This window comes from Methanothermococcus sp., assembly GCF_015523155.1.
GTDB lineage: Archaea > AGJL01 > Methanococci > Methanococcales > Methanococcaceae > Methanofervidicoccus.
Genome location: NZ_WAKW01000015.1, coordinates 1 through 20,073, shown reverse-complemented (window position 1 = coordinate 20,073; position 20,073 = coordinate 1). Strand labels below are relative to the sequence as shown.

Sequence of the window (20,073 nt, the reverse complement as noted above, 5' to 3'; positions counted from 1 at the left end):
ATTTAAGGATATTTTGCATTATAAACTAAATTTTGCCAATATTTTTTTAAAATATTTAAAATCTACAAGGAACAATATAAAAAAACCAATTCTGTCTTAAATTCTTTAAAAATCTCCATAATTTAATTTATATAAATATATTAATAATACTAAAAATAACACTCATCTACGACAGGATTAAAATACTTATTTTCAAAAATAGAGGAAGTTTTAATGATTTTATTAAAAAATTAAAGATTATAGCGAGGATATATAATTATATATTTTTAAATTTTTTATTATAATATTTTTATAAGATGAATATTAAATTTATAAAATAATTATTTTTTAAGATAAAGGAGGAGGATACCATGGGATTTTTTAATTTGATAATATCTATTTTCAAGAAATCTCCTAAAATACATTATGCAAAATCACAAACTGTTGATTTAATAGAGTTAAAAAGAAATCCCTACTATATAGTAGCATCCGTAGAGTTGGGTAATACTACAACAAAGGCCATAATTACCGGAACTAATATGGACAATGGTACAACCTATTTGATAAGCAAAAATGTAAAAATGACCAGGGATGTTCGAGCTCCTAAAAAGGGAGAAAAAGTATTTGGAAAAACTCTTTGGGGTGTAGAATTAACAAAAGAGGCAGTTTCTGAAATGGTTAAAGATGTTTTAATTGGAGCTTTAAATAATAGAAATTTAACAATCGATGATTTACATTTTGTTGTTAGAAGTACGGGAGTTACAGCAGGATTTGCATCTCCTGATGAAATAAGTAATATGATTATAGCACTTGCAGATGGATGTTTAAAGGCAGGAATTCCACCATCAAAAATGGCCCCTGCAATGACTAAAAACCAACTTCCAAAACCTTTTGATAAATACACATTGATGGATAAAATAATATTTGATGGTGCAGTTACAGGTATTATTCCTCCAACAGGTAAGGAAGTGGTGGCAAATGAGATGGAAGGTGAGCTCGTTACAGCAGGAATAAAAGTTGGTGCAAAATGGACTGATGTAGATTTTAGAAACCCCTGTATGAGCATTGATTTTGGAACTACACTTGCAGGCAGAATTACAAACGATAAAAAACCTTATGCAAATGTTGTTGGAAACCTGTGTGGTTTAGCAGGGGCTATTGCGGATGCCATTGTTAGAGGCAGCGGATTAGTAAACGAAAATAACGGGGCTGTATTGGATATTAAAAAAGAAAATGGCAAGATAAATAAAGAAATAGCCGAGAACTATGCAAAAGAAGCTCATAAATACATAAAAATATGTGAAGTTCCAAAAAATGTAGAGAGGTTTGGGACAGTCCCTGTAAATCCTGAAAGTGCAGAGAACGCAGGGACTGTATTGATAGGTTGTGATGTTGGGGAAAATGGAAGCCATATTCCTAAATTAGAAGAAATTGGAAAAAAAGTCATGGACGAAAGCAATACTCCAACACTTTTATATACTCTCGATATCGTATCGGCTGAGGTCACTAAAAAACTTGTTCATCTTGCAAATCAAAAGGACCTTATAACTGAAAAAACTGCAATTGGAATAACTGGAAGGGCAGGCATCACAGGAAACAAACCTAAATTGATAATTGAGAAATTAGGGGAATTAAATATTTGGGAAAAACCAGAAGAAAATATCGTATTTGTTGAAGATGGTCTTGCTTTGGGTGCCAGTGTTATGGCAAGATGTATGAATTGTCTTGGAACTCCAAAAAATCCAATTGGTGGAAATAGAGGGGATAAATGTATATTGGGTGAAAGAAGAAAATGGCAGAAACAAAGAGGAATGATAAAATAAAAAATAATAATTAAAATTAATCATGAATTCCTTTTTCTGTTATTCTGAATATTGCCTCAGCATCTGGAAGATGTGGGGAATCGTATAATTTTGCAACTCTTTTATCTCCTTTTCCTTTTCTTAAAAAGAATCTAAATGTTGCAGCGTGTCCAACGATATGCCCTCCAATTGCCTGCTCAGCAGCTCCAAAGAATGCATCAGGTCTTGCTGAAACTTGGTTTGTAATAAGAACAATACAGTTGTGGAGGTCAGCGAGCTTATTTAAAACTGCCATATGCCTTCCAAGTTTTTGCTGTCTCTCTGCAAGTTTTCCTCTTCCAGTATATTCGTTCCTAAATGTGCTTGTTAGTGAATCTACAATTACCAACTTTATGTTGTTTCCCGATTTTATGAGCTCTTCAATTTTTTCTGCAAAAAGCATCTGCATATCTGAATTGTATGCCCTGGCTACAAATGTATTATCAAGCACTTTTTGACCATCTATACCAAGGTTTTCTGCCATCTGAGTAATTCTTTCAGGTCTAAATGTTCCCTCTGTATCTATATAAACTGCTTTTGGATTTGATAATTCACCGTCATTTATCCATTCATCATCTGCAAAAATTGTATCCTCACATTGAAGATTTACACATGCCTGATGCATGATTTGTGTTTTTCCACTTCCAAATATTCCTGCAAATTCAGTGATTGATTGACTTTCCAATCCTCCGTTTAATATCCTATTTAATTCATCGCTACCTGTGGATAATCTCCATACAGTTTTTCTCTGATTTAAAAGGTCAGTGCCACTTTTAAACCCTAAATCACATAGTTCTCTTGCACCCATTATCATTTTAGCCGCTGCTTTTTCACTTATGCCTTCAATATCTGTGAGCTCCCCAATAGTTGCAGTGGCGATTTTCATAAAATCTATATATCCAGCTTCAATGAGTTTTTCAGCGGTTGAGGGACCTACACCCGGTAATTCTGTTAACTTATCAACCATATATTCACCTGTAAATTTTTAAAATAATTCTAAAAATATCTTTTAAGAGATTAATGATTAATATCTAAATATATTTATAATTTTAATTATGTCTAATTTAGTAATTAATATAATATGTGAAGAGCTATTTATAATTTTTCACTATATAAATGGGTGAGAAAATGATTAAAGATGACGATTTTTTTAGAATTGATGGTGTTCCACTTACGAAAGAAGAAATAAGGGCGATAAGTATAGGTAAATTACAATTAAAATCTGACGATGTTGTTGTTGATATTGGATGCGGTAGTGGAGGAATGACTGTTGAAATGGCTAAAAGGTGTAAATTTGTCTATGCAATTGATAATGTAAAAAAAGCCATAACCACCACAAAAAAGAACCTGGATAGATTTAATATTAAAAACTGTGAGGTAATAGAGGGAAATGCAGAGGATGTTTTATTTGATTTAAAATTTAACAAGGCATTTATTGGTGGAACAAAAAATATACTTAATATTTTAAATATATTAAAAGAAAAAAATGTAAAACACATTGTGGCAAATACAATAGTTCTTGAAAATGCAGTGAAAATAATAAATAACTTTAATAAAAATGATGATATATATAGCATTGATATTGTAAATGTATCTATAAGTTATGGAAAAAAAATAAATGTAGGACATATGATGATAGCAAAGAATCCCATAACTATAATAACATGTAAGAAGAAATATAAATAAAAAAATTTAAAAATTAAAAAATAAATATTGAAAAATAAAAATATACACCATATATAAATTTATTATTTTATTTCATTATAATGGGGGAAATCATGAAACCTACGGCTTATTTTTGTATGGAATTCGCAATAGACCAGCCTTTGAAAACTTATGCAGGAGGATTGGGCTTTTTAGCAGGTTCTTATTTTAGAGCAGCCCATAGACTAAAATATCCCCTTGTCGGTGTTTCAATGTTGTGGAGTTATGGATACTACGACCAGGTTAGAGACAAAGAGGGCAGAATGAAGGTTGATTATATAAGAAAATATTATGAATTTTTGGAGGATATAAAATTAAAAATCCCAGTAACTATAAATAACGCCACAGTTTGGGTTAAAGCGTATAAACTTGAAGAGAATGTATTTGAAACCTGTCCAATATATTTTTTAACAACGGACATTCCTAAAAATGACCATTTATCAAGGACAATATCTTATAATTTATACGATGGAAACAATTTAACACATATTGCCCAAGAGATTGTTTTAGGAATAGGGGGCTACAAAGTTATAAGAGAATGCGAAAATATTAAACTTTACCATATAAATGAAGCCCACCCTTTGCCGTTGGGTTTTAAAATGCTTGAAGATTATGGACTTGATTATGTAAAGGAACATCTTGTTTTTACAACCCATACGCCTGTACCAGCTGGAAATGAAACACAGGACATTCATCTACTCAAAAATATGGGATTTTTTGGAAATGTAGATATAAAAGTTGCTGAAAAACTTGGGGGTGATCCATTTAATTTAACTGTTGCAGCTTTAAGAATGTCTAAAATAGCAAATGCAGTTTCAAAACTACACAAAAAAACAACTGAAAACATGTGGAGTTGGGTAAATAATAAATGCCCTATAACTTATATAACAAATGCTCAGGATAGATATTATTGGCAGGACCCTATTATAAAATATGCTGCAAAAGATTACGATTATGAGAAACTAAGAAAAAGAAAGATATGGCTGAAAAAATTACTTTTTGAAGAGGTTGCTGACCAAACTGGAAAATTGTTTGACCCAAATATAATGACGGTGGTATGGGCAAGAAGATTTGCAGGATATAAAAGACCTCATTTACCCCTGTATGACGAGAATAAACTAAAAAAACTTCTTGATGATAAAAAGATTCAAATAATATGGGCTGGAAAACCACACCCAAGCGATACAAATGCTCAGATTACATTTAATTGGATAGTATCAAAAACAAGGGATTTAAAAGGTGCAGCAATACTAACAGGATACGAATTAAAATTAAGTAAATTATTAAAAATGGGTTCTGATATATGGTTGAACACTCCAAAACGACCCAATGAGGCATCTGGAACCTCTGGAATGACGGCCTCGATGAATGCCTCCATACACATGAGCACACTTGACGGTTGGCATGTTGAATGGGCTGAGATGTATCCAGATGATAGTTTTACAATAGGGGATGGAATACATACAGATGATGAATATGAGGCAAAATGTATGTACGAACAGCTTGAAAAAGCATCAAATTTATATGACACAGAGGAATGGTGGAAAAAGGCATGCAACTGTGTAAATCATGTTGTTGAATATTTCGATGCAGAGAGAATGGCTAAGGAATATGTTGAAAAAATGTACATATAATATTAATTATTTTTTATATATAAATGCGTTTATAATTTTACATTTTTTTATAAATTTTTTATTTTATCTTTTATTTTTTGGTGATTTAATGGATAGAGGCATTTATGAATTTAGAGAGTACTATAAAAGCAAATTTCCATACTACAATATAAGAGCCCAGCAAAAAAAGATGATGGAAATTATATTTAACAGTGTTAATAATAAAAAGAATTTGGTAGTCGAGGCACCAACAGGAGTTGGTAAAACACTTTCTTATCTTATTCCGTCATTGTATTTTGCAGAGAAAGGGAAAAGAGTTATAATACTCACTGAAACAATTGATCAACAGGAGAGAATTTTTGAGGATTTAAATTCACTGAAACACAATTTAAAAGTATCCTTTATGATGGGAAAAGGAAATTTTTTCTGCAAATCAAAAGGAGATAAAGCAAATAGGTTATACTGTCAGTTAAATAAAAAATGCCCTTATAGACCAAATAAAAAACCATATTGTAGCATATGTGGGGCTAAAAAGGAACCTATTACAATAGATGGAATTACAAAATATTTTTGCCCATTTTGTGTGTGTGATTATCAAAAGTCAAAAATTGAATGTTTGAATGCCGATATAGTTGTAATGAACAACAGTATCTACTACTACATAAAGGAAGAGATTGATGCAAAAAGAAACACCGATATAATAATCTGCGATGAGGCACATAAGCTTGAAGGAAGTATAAGAAATGCTGCCACCATATCTATAAATCCGGAGATAGCCCTTAATAGATTGAGGTTTATGGCATACTATTTTGCACCAAATACATTGAGGAAGTATTTTAAACGACTTGATGATGAATATAAATATGATGATAAAAATAATTATAATAATCATGCCTATTTTAACGATAAATATAACGAAGATTTTTGGAACCATCGGGAGACAAAAATCGAAGATTTTTGGAAGATTATTCATAATTACGTCTCAAATTATGCAAATATTGAGGATTGTAAAAATACATTGATATTTGATGGAGAACACATCACCTCTTGGAAGTTAAAGGAGGATGTGGCAATATTGGGAACTCTTTTAGATGGATACTATCAAATACTAAATATAAAGAAAAAAATAGAATCTCTTGAAGAAAATAAAGAGCTCAACAAAAAAGACCTTAAATTTAAAATAGATAACAAGGCACTGGTTCCCTTGGAATTTCAATTTATATGTAATAAAAAAATAACTGATATGCCACTTATGGAGTTTATAGACAATATAAAGAACTTAAAAACTACAAATAGCAACTTTGTAATATATAGGAATAGGAGCTCCCTATTATGTGAGCCAGTCCTTGTTTCATCCTACCTTAAAAAACTTTATGGGGGGGCAGTAGTAATACATTGTTCCGCCACCATTGGAAATTTAAAGGTTCATGCTCTTAAAACTGGAATGGGGGCATCTAACACCCTTGTTTTAGATAGTCCTTTTTCAGAGCATAGAAAAAAGATAATAGCCCTAAGTGATGGAGAGGACATGAAGTATGATGGTAGAAAAGAATTAAAACGAAAAAAGGCAAATGAAAATATATTTAAACTGTTAAAATCTGCAAAATGCAATAGCTTAGTATTGTTTAAAAGTTTTGAGGATTTAAATAGTGCATACAAATATTTAATAAATAACAGCAACAAATTGAATCAAAAAATATATTGTTATGAATCCGGCATGGATGGAAAGGATGCTAAGGAATTAAAGGAACGCTTTGAAAGAAATGGAGGGATACTTCTTGCAACAGGGAGATTTGCCGAAGGTGTGGATATACCAGGAGATGCCTTAACAATGGTAATAATTGACAGCCTTCCTTTTCCAGTTCCAACACCTTTATTGAATCGTGAGCAGAAACTACTTGAAGAGGGATTGAAAAAGAAAAATGTAAATAATAAAAATGCTCATTGGATGGCATTTTTAATGACTTCATTTCATATTATGTCCAGAACAATTGTTCAGATGATTGGCAGATTGATAAGAGCAGAGGATGATTACGGCGTTGTAGTTGTTCAGGATAAGAGATTTAATGACTGGGTTGCTGAGGAGATGAAAAAGAGAGGATATTTAAAGGATAATTATATATCTATGAACATAAACAAAGCAGTTGAATATATTCCTAAGTTTTTGAATGAGTTTAAATCTGAAAAGTAAAAGCGAAAATAAACTTATTTATTATTATTTATTATTACTTATTTATTTAATTATCTATTGGTTAATTATTTATTCGGTGATAAAATGATTACAGTTGGAATAGACCATGGAACATCTGGTATAAAAGCATGTATAAGGGAAAATAATAAAAACACATTTTTTACTATGGCACGAACAGAATTAAAAAATAAATCTTTTTTAGAGGAATTAAAAAATTATGTGGCGTTAAGTGATATAGACCTTATTTCAGTATGTTATTCTATGGGGGATGGGATAAATAAAATATTTCCCATAGATAAGGTAAAAAATAGAGGTGTAATAAATATAGAGGGAGTTGGGGAAAAAATAGGCGGAGGAACAAAGGTATATGATGAAATAAAAAACTCAGAGATTCCTGCGGTAGTTATACCCGGACTGCATAAAAATACGGAATGTATGGATGAAAGATTTAGAGCTCTATACTCTCATGTGGCATCACCAGAAAAAATATCCATAGCATACACGGCATATAAAACATTTGGATTTAATGATTTTATATTATCGGATATTTCTTCAAATACTGTGAGCCTATTAATAAAGGATAAAAAGATTTTCGGAGGATTTGATGCCTGCATTGGTGCTATAGGGATATTGCACGGTCCAATTGATTTGGAAATGATAAGAGATATTGACAGCCACAAAATCACGGCAAATGAAGCATTTTCAACTGCTGGGGCTATAAAAATAGTTAAAGACAGATACAAAGGTGTAGAGGATACTAAGGCAGAAATTTTAAAAAACTACAAAACAGATGAAAGATGTCGCCTTGCAATAGACTCTCTTATTTTAAGTGTGGCAATGGAAATAAATTCCCTGATGTTCTTAAATAAAGATAAAAATATAATTTTAGCGGGTTCTGTTGCTACTACGGAAGAATATGGCGTTCCAGAGAAGTTAAAAGAATATTTAGATGGAAATATATTTGTTTTAGATGGCGAAAGTGGAGCTCTTGGGGGAGCTCTGATAGCTGAGGACATATTGAAGGGGAAAAGGGATATTTTGGGAATAAAGGTAGAGGGATTATAATTTTTTTATTATTTCACTGTTTAGTTTATCAAATATATTTTCTTTTTCTTTATTATTTGCAATTTTGAAGAATTCTAATTTAATATTTTTGAAATACTCATCAATTTCTTCATTTTTGATTCCATTTAATTTTAATATATTGTTTATTTTTTCTTTATTTATCCCTTCAAAACCATGCGCCACTATGGTAATGTGTCGTAAATTATTATTGTTTTTTTTATACATTTTCTTTATTTTTTCATATGTCCTGAGTTCATCTGAATAGTTTCCATATAAATAACATATTAATCTTTCATAAGTGGGGGTATTTATTAATATGTGATATTGCACTTTACCGTTGTGTGTTATTATATTTCCCAATTTATCTTTCTTTTTACAGTTTTCTTCGATAAAACTCTGTAATTTTAATACACCCTTATGATTTACAGGATTGTTATATTTAATTCTATTTGATAAATATTTTAAATAACTTTTAATTTTATTGTTCAAATCATCCACACCAATATTCTCAACTTCAACAAGTCCAGATGGTGGATTGCTACCTAATTTATAACTAATTTTGGTTTTTGTTTTTTTAAACCATTTTAAAACAAAATATTGTCCCATTGCCTCCTCCAATCTATAAACTCTTGCTAAAAAGTTTGCATAGTTTTTATTTTTTAATTCAATTTCCATATTGTCCAATAATTCAAGGATATGATATTCCAATTTTTTAATTGTGTTGTTTTCATTTTTTAATTTCATTAATCTATCATCATCATGAAATTTTATGGCGTTATCAAAATCAAAATTTAATCTATAATTTAAATGTTTAATTAAATTCAAAACTTCTATATTATCTTCATAATATTTTTCAAATGACAATGCACCGGCGTAGTTGTAATTTTTAATTAAATCTTTTACTTTCTCTTTTATTATTTGTTTTTCGAATGAACTCATGTTTTCTGAATCAATATTTCCGCCATTAACTTCCAGCACTCTTATTTTTTCTTTGAACAATGTTGCCAATCTTATGGCTTCTTTACTTGTTGGAACACCACCACTTATTTCAAATACCAACCCATCAAAAATTTTATAATTATTATATATTATCTTGTGTATATGATTAAACCATCTCTCTAAATTTGATGCATTAAATTTGGCAACTTTAATTTCAATTTTACCTGAATATCCTTTTTTTTCTAAAACTTTTTTAATAATCTCTGCTTCAATAAATGTATCTCCTTTTTTAAATCTTTTATCGATATTTTCATCTTGCTGATTTGTTGGAATTAAAATAATTTTTTCTACGGATCCATTTAATTGATTTTCAATATAATCTAAACAAGGATTTATAATTGGTAATACGATATAATTTTTTACACTATCGTAATTTTCTGATATTTTATGAGTATTATCTAAAAAATTATTTTTTTTGATATATAGTTCATTAGAATCCAAATCTTTGTTTTTTTCAAATATATCTCCCAGTATATTTGTTAATTCTTGTTCATACTCTTTCTTAAACTGTATATCTCTATTACCTAATGTGCAAATTAAACAAACCCCTTTTTTCACTATTTCACCTAATTCAAATTATTAATTTTTTTATTTCATCTAAATCTTTAATTATTTTTTCATCATTGCCATATATTTTCATAATATCCATTTTAGATACGCCCTTAAAACCATGTGCCAATATTGACTCATTTCGAAGCTCCGATAATTTTTCTAAATTTTTACTGAATCCATATATTTTCCCATATTTCTTCCATTCTTTTTTACCCTTGCTCACCATATAACCCAATATCCAATCTAAAACTCTATTATTTGGTTCTTTTCTTCCATTCCAGTCGGTTTCTTTATCTAAATAATTTAATATTTCTGGATTATCCTCCAAAAACTTTTCAAATTCAATCCATCTTTTAAGTTTTTTTCCATTTTCATCTTTAATAGTCTCTGGATTTGTAGATATGTTAAATTCTTTTTCTATAATCATCCTAAGTAGTGCCTCTTTTAATCGGAATATCCTTCCTATAAAATCCACATATTCTCCATTTTCCCATTTTATTTTTGCATTTTCAATTAATAAATCAATTAATTTGGCATAAAGCTTAATATTATCTTTAATTACAATTTTATTAACATCAACATCTTCAAAATCTTTTATAAGTTCAATTTCCTTTTGAATTTCTCTTTTGTTTGCAATTTTTACATCGCCACAATTGTATGCTTTTTCAAACTCCTCCAATGCCTTTTTGAAATCGAACATTTTTTTATAATTTAATCCCAATAAGTAATGGTATTTCCAATCATGTATTAAGTTATACCTTTTTCCAATCTCAGCACAGAGCTCATATAGATGTTTAGCATATAATGTTTTAAATTCCTTATCTTTCAATATGTTGAATATTTTGTTTCCGATTTCCAGTTCGACTGGTTCATTTTTGTATGGTGATTTGTATAATATTTTAACCTTTGATTCCCACTTCAGAGCTCCGCAGGTTATCAAACCATAAGATAGTGCAGGAGTTCCCCCTGTAATACCCAAGTAAACGACATCATAATCGCCGTCATTTTCAAAACTTTCAAGTGTTTTTTTGTAATATTCAAACATTAAGGTATAATCCGATGGATTATCGGTAATTGCATAAACACCAATGCTGTTTATTTTATTCCCAAATTCCTTTTTTAAAAGATATTCTATAATACTGGCGGAATAATATGTGTCTGTCCTATAACCTCCTTTTTGAAGGGTTCCGAATAATATTACATCCACAGAGTCGTGAAAATCCAATATTGTTTTTACTTTATCTTTTATTATTATTGGCTCTAATTCCAATTTCTTATAAACCCCACTTGAATAAAGTTCTTTGGTGAAATCAAATAATTCAACAGATTTATCATCGTCATACAAATCTTTACCTGTGGTTTCTTTATATATTCTCCTGCAATAATTCCTTAATTCATCTGATATTTTATTTGGTTTATTATCAAATAGTGGAGTTCCATCTTTTCCTAAATCTCTATTTCCAACATTTGATAAGAACAACGCCTTACCCATTTTTTCACTTCGCCGTTATTTTTATCCATCCCATAGGTATTTCTTTTTTAGAATCAATTACACGCGTTCGTGGGAATTCTATATAATCATTTACAGGCTGAACTAAGAATTTGCCTGTCCTTTTATCTTTCCCTTTTTTCAGTGGGAGCATTTTTTTTATTAAATTTAGATTCTTGTTATGTTTCCATAATAGTAAATATACAGTTTTAGATAAAAATCCGCTTCCAGAACCTAATGTTAAATAAAATGAATTATTGCCGTTTAAGTCATTTAGAATTTTATTTTTGTAAAAATCCTTTAGACCCTGCGGTAAATATTCATTTTTCATTTCAAATTTTATAATGGTTCTTGAAAACCTATTGCACATGTTTTTTATATCTTCGAAATTTTTTGGAAAACTATTTTTTATGGTGAGCTCCATTTTGAATTCTGAATTTTTTTTAAGACTTTCTTTTGGTTCTGGAATGGTTTCAGATTTTTTACCTTTTCTTGCATCCATTGTATTGTATCTTATAGTATTGATAAATTCAAAATTTTCTGGCGGTATAATGTTGCTATCTGTGATTAACAAATATTTAAAGAAATCTTTATTAATACCACCAATAGCGGTTTTTATAACCTCATTTCCTTTTAAATATGGTTTAATATCATTATTTTTTAAAATTTTTATTAATTCATCAATATTTTTATCATAATAATCAAAAATATATGCCGTTCTTATTGCTCCCTTTAAGGAACTCCCTGGAATGTAATAGTTCCCTTTTTGATTTATGAATTTTTTAACCTGTATTCTTGCATCTTTTCTAATCTTACAATCGATTTCTTTTAAAATATGTTCCTCAGGATACAAACCAATACTTTCATAAATTTCTTTTGTGTCCTTTTCAACTCTATTATTTCCCATATTTGATTTAATCACTTGTACTAATTCATTTATTTTATTTATATCATCTATGCTTTCCAATAACTTATCTATATTGATTATTTTTGCCTTGCTATTTTCAATGTAATAATCTAAGTTAGAATATACATCCCCATTTCCAATATTCAGAGGAGATAATGTTGTAATATTTAAGATTTTTTTAGTGGCTTCCATTTTTGGTTTTGATTCATTAGGTCTAAATATATTCATAATTCCCCCTCCTCTTCATTGCATTCATCGTAGAATATTACAGGGATTGAAATCATTCTTCCATTAAGTATTACTTCATGAATTACCCCATTAGGTCTTAAATCCCTATTATCACCCTCAATTTCTTCATTACATATTGAACCTTCTGCAATTGCATAAACGCTTTTTTTAAGTTTTGTTATGTTTTTCATACTATTTTGTGATGGGTATATATATCCACCAATTTTAATCAATTGGTAGTTATCGAAACATTTAAATTCATTTTCATCCTTTGGAATTGTAATGGATAATGTTATTCTTTTTTCTTCAGCAATGTATTCTTTATTTTGTGTCTTGTGTTTTTCGTTTAACAAAGTTTTATCGATAGTTAAATCTTCTTTGAATTCATTAATTATAATATTTTTAAAAGTCCCTGCTCCGATACTTCTTTTTCCGCCTAATCCTTCATCTTTTATTAAATTTATAGATGCTTTAATTTTCTTTTTTAAATCTTCATCTATATTTTGGAAATCTATTAAAAAATAAAAACCTACTACGTTTAACTTAGTGGCATTTTCCTTTTTATTCTTCTTTCTTAATGGTTTAATGAATTCAATTGAATACAATTGCCCTTTATCATCGTCTTCTAATGTAGTTCCTTTTATTCTATCTATTGAAACCTTTTGTTCTATTATTTTTTTAAATAATTTTATATTTTCCAGTTTTTTGTAGTCAAAATTCTCTTTTTCTTTTTTAGATATTAAAAACTCAATTTCTTCTTTAGATATTAGAAACTCCTTTTCTATTGTTATTTTTTTTAATTCCCTTTTGTTGTGGTCTTTAAGTGCCCCAATAGATATAAATTTAATTTTTTTAACATCTTTTGGCTTTTCCTCCACTTCTTTTGTAGTTTCCTCGTCAAATCCTAACTTTAACATAGGTTTTGGTATGAATAATATTTCTTTTGATGGTGTTTCAATTTCTGAGTTATCCAAATTAAATTGATATATCGCAGGAAATAAAGATGATGTTTTTAATTCTTTCATTTTCTCTTTGTATTTGTTAAATTCATCCTCGCCATATAATTTAATAAAATTATTAACTATTGCGGAAAATAAACTGTTAGAATGAAAAATTATAGAACTTTCAGTTAAACCGCCTTCTCCAAAATGGTATTTACTGTTTTCGTCTGGAATAAGTCTTACAATGTGCATAATCCCCACCGATTTTCATAAAAATAAAAAATAAGGAAATTTAAAAGTTAATTTCGTTTATTAATTTAATTAATTCATCTAAATCATCGATTTCAGGCTTTTCCACCATTTTATCCATATCCCCTTCGTAGTATTCTTTTGGTTTGTATATTGCCTTTAATTTTTCAAATTTTATTTTACCATATCCCCTTGAACCGCTTCCACCTAAATAATCGTCCTCTAATAATTTCATACCTTCGATGAATTTTTTAATTAGTTCTTTATCTTTTTCTTTATATATATTAAAAACAACCTCATAGTTAAATTCACTTCCTGCAACCACTCTTTCTATAAATCTTGGGTGTTGTGCTGTCCCCTTTACCCTATCTATTACATTCTCTGGTTTTGTTTCTAGATGGTCATAAACGGTCTTTCCATCAGGAAGATCCAAATAAGCATCCCTTACAATAACTCTTGAAGGTTCTTTGATATTATCTGACTTATGTGGGCCAAAAAGCATACATATATAACAATCTTTTTCTCCACAATTGCATGGTTGGGCTTCTCCATTATTATATTTATATTTACCATCTTTTATTTCCAATAAACTTCTAATTTTGCCCTTTAAAGAACTTCCAGGAATAAACACCCTTCCATTTTTATCTCTTATTACTGGGTTGTCAGAACCCCCTATTTTTAAAGTTTCTGCTGTTCCACCAATGTGTAATCCTGTTTTTGTTTTAATTTTACCTTTTATTATAATTTTTCCTTTTAAGGTTATTTTATTTTCCATGATATCCCCTCTTATTGTTAATTAACATTAATTATATCTTTTGTGATATGCCACAACAGCCTCAAAGAATGTTTTAAAGTTTTTAAATTTATTTTCATCACTTTTAATGGCATCCAGCATCTTAGTAAATTCTCCCTCCAAAGTTTCTAATGCGGGCTTTTTCTTTTTTTTATCTGTTTCCTTACTTGCCTGATATGCCATTTTTGGTTTTAATAACATTAATTTTAAATACCAATTTTCATTGCTATTGTCATCCATGGATTCTTCAATTTGAACCACATAATCATAAAAATCCCTTAATTTTGAAGACGGTATGTCTTTTATTTCCTTTGAAAGTTCTTCAGCCTTTTCAATTAAGATATTGATATTTTCAGAGCTCAGGTTTAGGATGTTATTTATATCGTTGTCCGTTAATATTGATTTGTTCTGGGTTTTTGAGTTTTTAGGTGTTCTTTTTCCCATAATATTACCGCCTCCTTTAAATCTAACATTTGGATGATTATTCCAACTCATTATAGACACCCCTTATTTCTTGATTTTAATTCTGCTATTCTTGAAGCAATTATCATGTCGTTAAAGTTGAAATTTTTCAGTCCATCAGTATCACCTTCTTTTATTTTACTTTCGATTTTAGTCAGATAATTATCTATAAACTTTACATTTTCATCCAACCCTCCGTCTTTGTTGGAATAATTTCTATACAGATAGTATTTCATTCTCCACAGATATGGAACATTAATTCGGAATTCATCTTTTGAAACATTTTTGCCAAAAGCTTTTTTTAAATTTGAGGAGGTCTTTTGAACTAAATGAACTATTCTTCTTTTGTCTGTATTTTTCATTGCTTTAATAAATTTTTCCTCATAGTTATTTACATCTTTAATGCTGTTCCATTTCAAAGGTAATTCAAATATACTCACTGAATCTTTTTCCAACTTTTTTCCGTTTATTTCTATAATATTTTCTTTTGCATTTTCCAACTCATCCTCTGCTAAATAAACGCCCTTTCTATATTCAAATTTTGGATTTACCAATACAATACCTGCACTTAATGTGATGTCAGAATTATCACAAACGAACTCTCTAAATTTTTCATTTATCTCTTTTGCCAAATCCCATACTCTATCCCATGCTCCAACTATTAATGTGTCATCGCCCCCTGAATAGGTTAAATAAATGGAATTTTTATATTTTTCATTTGATTTAATTAAATAAGGAATATAACCTGTAAAGAACAAAGTTAGCATAGAGCTCAGGGTACTCAATCTTGATATTGTTGCTCTATTGCCAAGACCTCTTGTAATTATTTTACCTAAATTATCCACATCCATTTTTAAGATACCTATTTTGTTTGTTCCAGTCCTTTTTTCTGCATCTTCTCCTAATTTAGAGAAATCTTTTATTCCATTATTATCATCCACTGGAAATGCTATTGAACCTAATTTATAAGGTATTTTTAAATTTCCATCTGCATCTGGAAGATTATATAATGCATTTTCAAATTCAATTAAATTAAAAAATTCCATTAATACAGGCAATTTATTAAAATATTTAGTTTTTTTGAATATATTTGAATAACTATTTAAATTGTAATCTATACTATTTTCTTTTTCAAATTTCTTTAAAAAATTGGTAATTTCAACAAATGATGCACAGTTTTCACAAATTTTTGTTCCATCATCCAATTGGTAAATTTTATCCTTTTCCGCTTTACATACATTACATCTATTTTTTTCATTTCCACTTCCTTTTGGTTCGAACAACTCCATTCCTTTATATTCAAATTTTTTCATTTTTCTTTTAGAAATGGCTTCTGCTGATTCCTTCCATTTATACGGAATTCCAATCTTCACATCTTTATCTGCACAATCTATTAAAAAATCAATAGGTCTTAAATCCACCTTTCCAATTGCCACATATAAATCTGCACCGAATTTATCAAACAATATATTATTTATTTTTTCTTCAAAATGCTTAATTTCTTCATTATTGACGTTGTGAGACAATATATAGAAATGCCCCCCTCCGTAAAACAATATATTTGCAATTGGTAAATTCAACTCTTTAACTACATATTTAGCACAGAGCTCCGTTAAAAAATCCAAATAAAAACTTCTACCTTTAAGGGATTTATTTGCTCCTTTTGAAGTGATGTTGAATATGAAATTTTGAACTCCTGAAATATCTCCGTGGATTAGAGAAAATATGTTTTTATTGCTGTATTTAATATCATTGTTTAATAGTTCTTTAATTTTATTTATTTTTTCAGATTTATCTTTTTCATTTTCTTTGTATTTCTCTTTAATTTCTTTTATTTTATTGGTTTCATTGATTAAATTTTTTAAAAGATTTTTAATGTACTCGTTATTAATTTTTTCATTTTTGCATAATTTATATAAACAACAGGCAATAGCACAGGTGGTTTTTGAGTGATCAAACAATGAAACATCAGGTAAATAGGGCGATACTCTTTTCCAATAGGTTGCAGAAGGCACGCACCAAGTATATTTTTGCATAAGTTGATATAATTTTTCAAAATTATCTATATTTTTATTTACTTCTTCCAAAAATTCATTTATTAGGTTTTTATAATATCTATTTGGATAGCCATTTTTAGGAAATATATTATTAGAAACATTTAATTCTATTAAGTTGTATTTTTTTGCTTTGTTGTAATCTATGCTTTTTTTATCATTATCTTGTAATAATATGCTTTCAAATATGGAATATAAAGGTTGTTCTTCTCTTTTCTGTTCAATAGGTTGTTCTGATGTAATTCTTTCTCCACTACTCAACCAATCTGCCAATTTAACAATATTAACATGCCATTCATTGTTATTAATATTTTTACAATGATGCATACCAATTATTTGTTTTATAATAGATTTTTCTTCGTTAGAAAAGTTAAATCCAAATTTATCAAAATATTCTTCAAAAAATCTTGAACCACTTTTCTCATGACCGTAGCTCCCGGAATACAATTCTACATTCCCTCGATATCCTCCCCTTTCCAACAATTTTCCAATATCGTGAAGTAATGCACCAATTTTTAATGTATCATATTTATTCATTATATCCCCCAGTTTAATATCACTATTAAAATATATTATAATATGTAAAATTAATTTATATATTATATCTATATAACCATTATATAAACTTTTTTACATGTTATAATAGTTAATTATATGATTAACCAATTAATGTTTTAGGCTTATAAAAATAATAATTTTTTATATATCCATAGAAATAACGGTGAAAAAATGAAAGTAATATTAGTTGGTGCTGGACCTGGTGATGAAGAATTAATTACATTAAAGGGACTAAATGCAATAAAAAATGCTGATGTAATTGTTTATGATGATTTAATTGGTAAAAATCTCCTTAAATATGCAAAAGAGGATGCAGAATTAATATATGTTGGTAAAAGAAAGGGGAAGCACTCCCACAAACAGGAAGAGATTAATCAAATATTAGTTGAAAAGGCGAAAGAAAATAAAACAGTAGTTAGATTAAAAGGTGGAGATTCTTTTATATTTGGAAGAGGGGGTGAAGAAATACTTGAATTGAAAAAACACAACATACCTTATGAATTAATCCCTGGCATTACATCATCAATAGCAGTTCCAGAGGTTGCAGATATTCCATTGACACATAGGAAAGTGGCAACCTCATTTACAGTGGTTACAGGACATGAAGCAGAAGATAAGGATAAAAAACAGGTAAAATTAAGAGAATTAAACGCAGATACCATTGTAATACTTATGGGCATTACAAACTTAAAGAAGCATATTGCCGAGCTCCTAAAAAATAGTCGTAGAAATGAAAACACACCAGTTGCCATAATTACAAATGGAACTCGACCAAATCAGAAGGTAATAAAAGGCACATTGGGAGATATTGTAAAAAAGGCAGAAGAAAACAACATTGCACCGCCTGGAATTATAGTAGTAGGGGATGTTGTAAATGTTTTAGAATAATTAATACTTAAATCTAATATATATGATAAAGGTAATAATGAAAATAATAATAAAAATAAAAATAAAATTAATACTATGCAAAACATAGAAAATAAATAATATCATAAAATAATAAAATAATAAAAAGGTGAATATATGGAATATATGGATGAAGATTTAAAAAATACAGTAGAATTTCACGGTCATTTCTGTCCAGGTTTAGCTATGGGATACAGGGTGGCTAAGTATGTTAAAAACCACTACAAAAAATCAGAAGATGAAGAGCTCGTGGCAATAGCATATAACAACTCATGCAGTGTTGATGCAATTCAATATTTACTTGGATGCACATTTGGAAAGGGAAATTTAATATTTAAGGACTATGGAAAGCATGTTTATATCTTTTATTCAAGAGAGCATAAAAAAGGTATTAGGATTACATTTAACGATAAGGTGTATGAAAACATAAAGAAAATGGATGATGAATTAAAAAATATTCCAGAGGAAAAAAAGAAAGAATATTCAAAAAAATTAAAAAATAAATTTATTAAGGAAATATTAAACTTATCTGATGAGGAGCTCCTAAATATTAAGGAGGTAGATATTCCAGAACCCAAAAAAGCTAAAATATATCCTTCACTTAAATGTGAAGAATGTGGGGAGTATTTTATGGAAATTAAGGGAAGATTAATAAATGGAAAAGTCGTATGTATGGAGTGTTTCGAAAAGTTGGTAAATCAATAAATATCATAAAAATATTAATTTAAATTTATTAATCTATCTATCATTTTATAGATTCTATTATCCAATGATTTTAGGTGAGCTCTAACATCTTTTGAGTTTCCCAGGGCTGACCATAATATGGAGTCAATATGGAGGGGGGGAATTCCCGTTTCTATTGAAATATTGTTCCAAAATTTTATTACATCGTCATCCGTAAATCTTTTCGTGTATTTTTCTATTCTGCTGTCCTTTGGTATTCCAATCTCAAATGGATAAGGAATAAATTTTTTAAAGACTATCCTTGAAGCATATCCAAACATTTTAACGGCAAATACAACAGTTTTTGACTCCTTTTTCGTGTTTAACTGCTTTGCAATATCGTCCCTAAGCGTATTCATATTGTAATAATAATTTTCCAAATCTGCAATAGATAAATCATCTAAAAATGGCTTTATTTTATTGATTCTATTTATTTTTATGTTGTTTAGTCTCTTATTTCCCTTTGAATTAGATAAAAATAATATATACTCTTCAAATAAATCATTTTTGTTTTTAGGGATATCGTTCCAGTTATATTCTGAAAATTCCTTCCACCAGTTTTCACCAGTAGTTGAGAGCTGATAGGATACAACGGCGTTAATTATTACCAATTTTAAAAATAAAATATTATTATTTAATGTTTTTTGAAGATTTTCTAAATAATGATATTGTAAATCCACATTTTCTTCAATGGTTTTTGCAGACTCTATGCCTAATTCTTTTAATATTGTTTTTAAGATACCTATATTATTCATATTACCACATCAATATAATAAAATATATAACTAAAAAATTATAAGTTATTATATACATCTATAT

The 20,073-nt window shown here is 28.8% G+C and carries 16 protein-coding genes; 7 read left to right on the top strand and 9 right to left on the bottom strand.

Annotation, left to right across the window (positions count from 1 at the left end; genetic code table 11):
- The first annotated feature begins 350 nt into the window (after positions 1-350).
- Positions 351-1,802 carry a methanogenesis marker 14 protein gene (locus tag F7B34_RS02190; RefSeq protein WP_292460007.1) on the top strand — a complete coding sequence of 484 codons (1,452 nt, stop codon included), beginning with the start codon at positions 351-353 and terminating at the stop codon, positions 1,800-1,802.
- Between the two features lie 16 nt (positions 1,803-1,818).
- On the opposite strand, the gene radA is transcribed toward F7B34_RS02190, so the two are convergent.
- Complete coding sequence (radA, locus tag F7B34_RS02185) at positions 1,819-2,787, bottom strand: DNA repair and recombination protein RadA (RefSeq protein ID WP_292460005.1); 969 nt, start codon at positions 2,785-2,787, stop codon at positions 1,819-1,821.
- A 161-nt stretch (positions 2,788-2,948) separates the two neighbouring features.
- On the opposite strand from radA, the gene cbiT reads away from it, so the two are divergent.
- The 4 genes from cbiT to F7B34_RS02165 all read left to right on the top strand — a co-directional run bounded on the left by cbiT (position 2,949) and on the right by F7B34_RS02165 (position 8,393).
- Positions 2,949-3,506 carry a precorrin-6Y C5,15-methyltransferase (decarboxylating) subunit CbiT gene (cbiT, locus tag F7B34_RS02180; protein WP_292460003.1) on the top strand — a complete coding sequence of 186 codons (558 nt, stop codon included), beginning with the start codon at positions 2,949-2,951 and terminating at the stop codon, positions 3,504-3,506.
- A 92-nt stretch (positions 3,507-3,598) separates the two neighbouring features.
- A complete protein-coding gene (gene glgP, locus F7B34_RS02175; RefSeq protein ID WP_292460001.1) occupies positions 3,599-5,158 on the top strand; it encodes an alpha-glucan family phosphorylase in 1,560 nt (519 codons plus the stop codon).
- A gap of 88 nt (positions 5,159-5,246) precedes the next feature.
- Positions 5,247-7,328: an ATP-dependent DNA helicase gene (locus tag F7B34_RS02170; protein WP_292460000.1), complete on the top strand. Its 2,082-nt coding sequence runs from the start codon at positions 5,247-5,249 to the stop codon at positions 7,326-7,328.
- Between the two features lie 84 nt (positions 7,329-7,412).
- Entirely contained in the window at positions 7,413-8,393 is a 981-nt protein-coding gene (locus F7B34_RS02165) for a methanogenesis marker 12 protein (protein WP_292459998.1), read from the top strand.
- On the opposite strand, the gene F7B34_RS02160 is transcribed toward F7B34_RS02165, so the two are convergent.
- From F7B34_RS02160 to cas10, 7 genes are read right to left on the bottom strand one after another with little or no spacing between them, the layout of a single operon-like run.
- Positions 8,388-9,950, bottom strand: coding sequence for a hypothetical protein (locus F7B34_RS02160; RefSeq protein WP_292459996.1), 1,563 nt, complete (start codon positions 9,948-9,950; stop codon positions 8,388-8,390). The genes F7B34_RS02165 and F7B34_RS02160 overlap by 6 nt on opposite strands.
- A gap of 13 nt (positions 9,951-9,963) precedes the next feature.
- Positions 9,964-11,436: a hypothetical protein gene (locus F7B34_RS02155; RefSeq protein ID WP_292459994.1), complete on the bottom strand. Its 1,473-nt coding sequence runs from the start codon at positions 11,434-11,436 to the stop codon at positions 9,964-9,966.
- A gap of 4 nt (positions 11,437-11,440) precedes the next feature.
- Positions 11,441-12,568, bottom strand: coding sequence for a type III-A CRISPR-associated RAMP protein Csm5 (gene csm5 / locus F7B34_RS02150; RefSeq protein ID WP_292459993.1), 1,128 nt, complete (start codon positions 12,566-12,568; stop codon positions 11,441-11,443).
- Complete coding sequence (gene csm4, locus F7B34_RS02145) at positions 12,565-13,761, bottom strand: type III-A CRISPR-associated RAMP protein Csm4 (protein ID WP_292459992.1); 1,197 nt, start codon at positions 13,759-13,761, stop codon at positions 12,565-12,567. The genes csm5 and csm4 overlap by 4 nt, the downstream gene beginning before the upstream one ends.
- A 40-nt stretch (positions 13,762-13,801) precedes the next feature.
- Entirely contained in the window at positions 13,802-14,533 is a 732-nt protein-coding gene (gene csm3 / locus F7B34_RS02140; RefSeq protein ID WP_292459991.1) for a type III-A CRISPR-associated RAMP protein Csm3, read from the bottom strand.
- 27 nt (positions 14,534-14,560) lie between these two features.
- Complete coding sequence (gene csm2 / locus F7B34_RS02135; RefSeq protein ID WP_292459990.1) at positions 14,561-15,046, bottom strand: type III-A CRISPR-associated protein Csm2; 486 nt, start codon at positions 15,044-15,046, stop codon at positions 14,561-14,563.
- A complete protein-coding gene (cas10, locus tag F7B34_RS02130) occupies positions 15,046-17,604 on the bottom strand; it encodes a type III-A CRISPR-associated protein Cas10/Csm1 (protein ID WP_292459989.1) in 2,559 nt (852 codons plus the stop codon). Before cas10 ends, csm2 begins: the two co-directional genes overlap by 1 nt.
- 192 nt (positions 17,605-17,796) lie before the next feature.
- Between cas10 and cobA the strand changes: the two genes are divergently transcribed.
- Together cobA and F7B34_RS02120 are read left to right on the top strand one after the other, a co-directional pair.
- The gene (gene cobA, locus F7B34_RS02125) at positions 17,797-18,513 is read left to right on the top strand and encodes a uroporphyrinogen-III C-methyltransferase (RefSeq protein ID WP_292459987.1); all 717 of its coding nucleotides are present in this window, start codon (positions 17,797-17,799) and stop codon (positions 18,511-18,513) included.
- 144 nt (positions 18,514-18,657) lie between these two features.
- A complete protein-coding gene (locus F7B34_RS02120; RefSeq protein WP_292460009.1) occupies positions 18,658-19,236 on the top strand; it encodes an FmdE family protein in 579 nt (192 codons plus the stop codon).
- 14 nt (positions 19,237-19,250) lie between these two features.
- Here F7B34_RS02120 and F7B34_RS02115 read toward each other — a convergent pair whose 3' ends face one another.
- Positions 19,251-20,009, bottom strand: coding sequence for an N-glycosylase/DNA lyase (locus F7B34_RS02115; RefSeq protein WP_292459986.1), 759 nt, complete (start codon positions 20,007-20,009; stop codon positions 19,251-19,253).
- Positions 20,010-20,073 lie beyond the last annotated feature (64 nt).

Excerpts from the sequence above, each read along its gene's own strand:
- F7B34_RS02190 (WP_292460007.1), top strand. The coding sequence starts at position 351 with ATGGGATTTTTTAATTTGATAATATCTATTTTCAAGAAATCTCCTAAA.
- csm2 (WP_292459990.1), bottom strand. The coding sequence starts at position 15,046 with ATGAGTTGGAATAATCATCCAAATGTTAGATTTAAAGGAGGCGGTAAT.
- cas10 (WP_292459989.1), bottom strand. The coding sequence starts at position 17,604 with ATGAATAAATATGATACATTAAAAATTGGTGCATTACTTCACGATATT.
- radA (WP_292460005.1), bottom strand. The coding sequence starts at position 2,787 with ATGGTTGATAAGTTAACAGAATTACCGGGTGTAGGTCCCTCAACCGCT.
- cbiT (WP_292460003.1), top strand. The coding sequence starts at position 2,949 with ATGATTAAAGATGACGATTTTTTTAGAATTGATGGTGTTCCACTTACG.
- csm3 (WP_292459991.1), bottom strand. The coding sequence starts at position 14,533 with ATGGAAAATAAAATAACCTTAAAAGGAAAAATTATAATAAAAGGTAAA.
- cobA (WP_292459987.1), top strand. The coding sequence starts at position 17,797 with ATGAAAGTAATATTAGTTGGTGCTGGACCTGGTGATGAAGAATTAATT.
- F7B34_RS02170 (WP_292460000.1), top strand. The coding sequence starts at position 5,247 with ATGGATAGAGGCATTTATGAATTTAGAGAGTACTATAAAAGCAAATTT.
- F7B34_RS02155 (WP_292459994.1), bottom strand. The coding sequence starts at position 11,436 with ATGGGTAAGGCGTTGTTCTTATCAAATGTTGGAAATAGAGATTTAGGA.
- F7B34_RS02120 (WP_292460009.1), top strand. The coding sequence starts at position 18,658 with ATGGATGAAGATTTAAAAAATACAGTAGAATTTCACGGTCATTTCTGT.
- glgP (WP_292460001.1), top strand. The coding sequence starts at position 3,599 with ATGAAACCTACGGCTTATTTTTGTATGGAATTCGCAATAGACCAGCCT.
- F7B34_RS02165 (WP_292459998.1), top strand. The coding sequence starts at position 7,413 with ATGATTACAGTTGGAATAGACCATGGAACATCTGGTATAAAAGCATGT.
- csm4 (WP_292459992.1), bottom strand. The coding sequence starts at position 13,761 with ATGCACATTGTAAGACTTATTCCAGACGAAAACAGTAAATACCATTTT.
- F7B34_RS02115 (WP_292459986.1), bottom strand. The coding sequence starts at position 20,009 with ATGAATAATATAGGTATCTTAAAAACAATATTAAAAGAATTAGGCATA.
- csm5 (WP_292459993.1), bottom strand. The coding sequence starts at position 12,568 with ATGAATATATTTAGACCTAATGAATCAAAACCAAAAATGGAAGCCACT.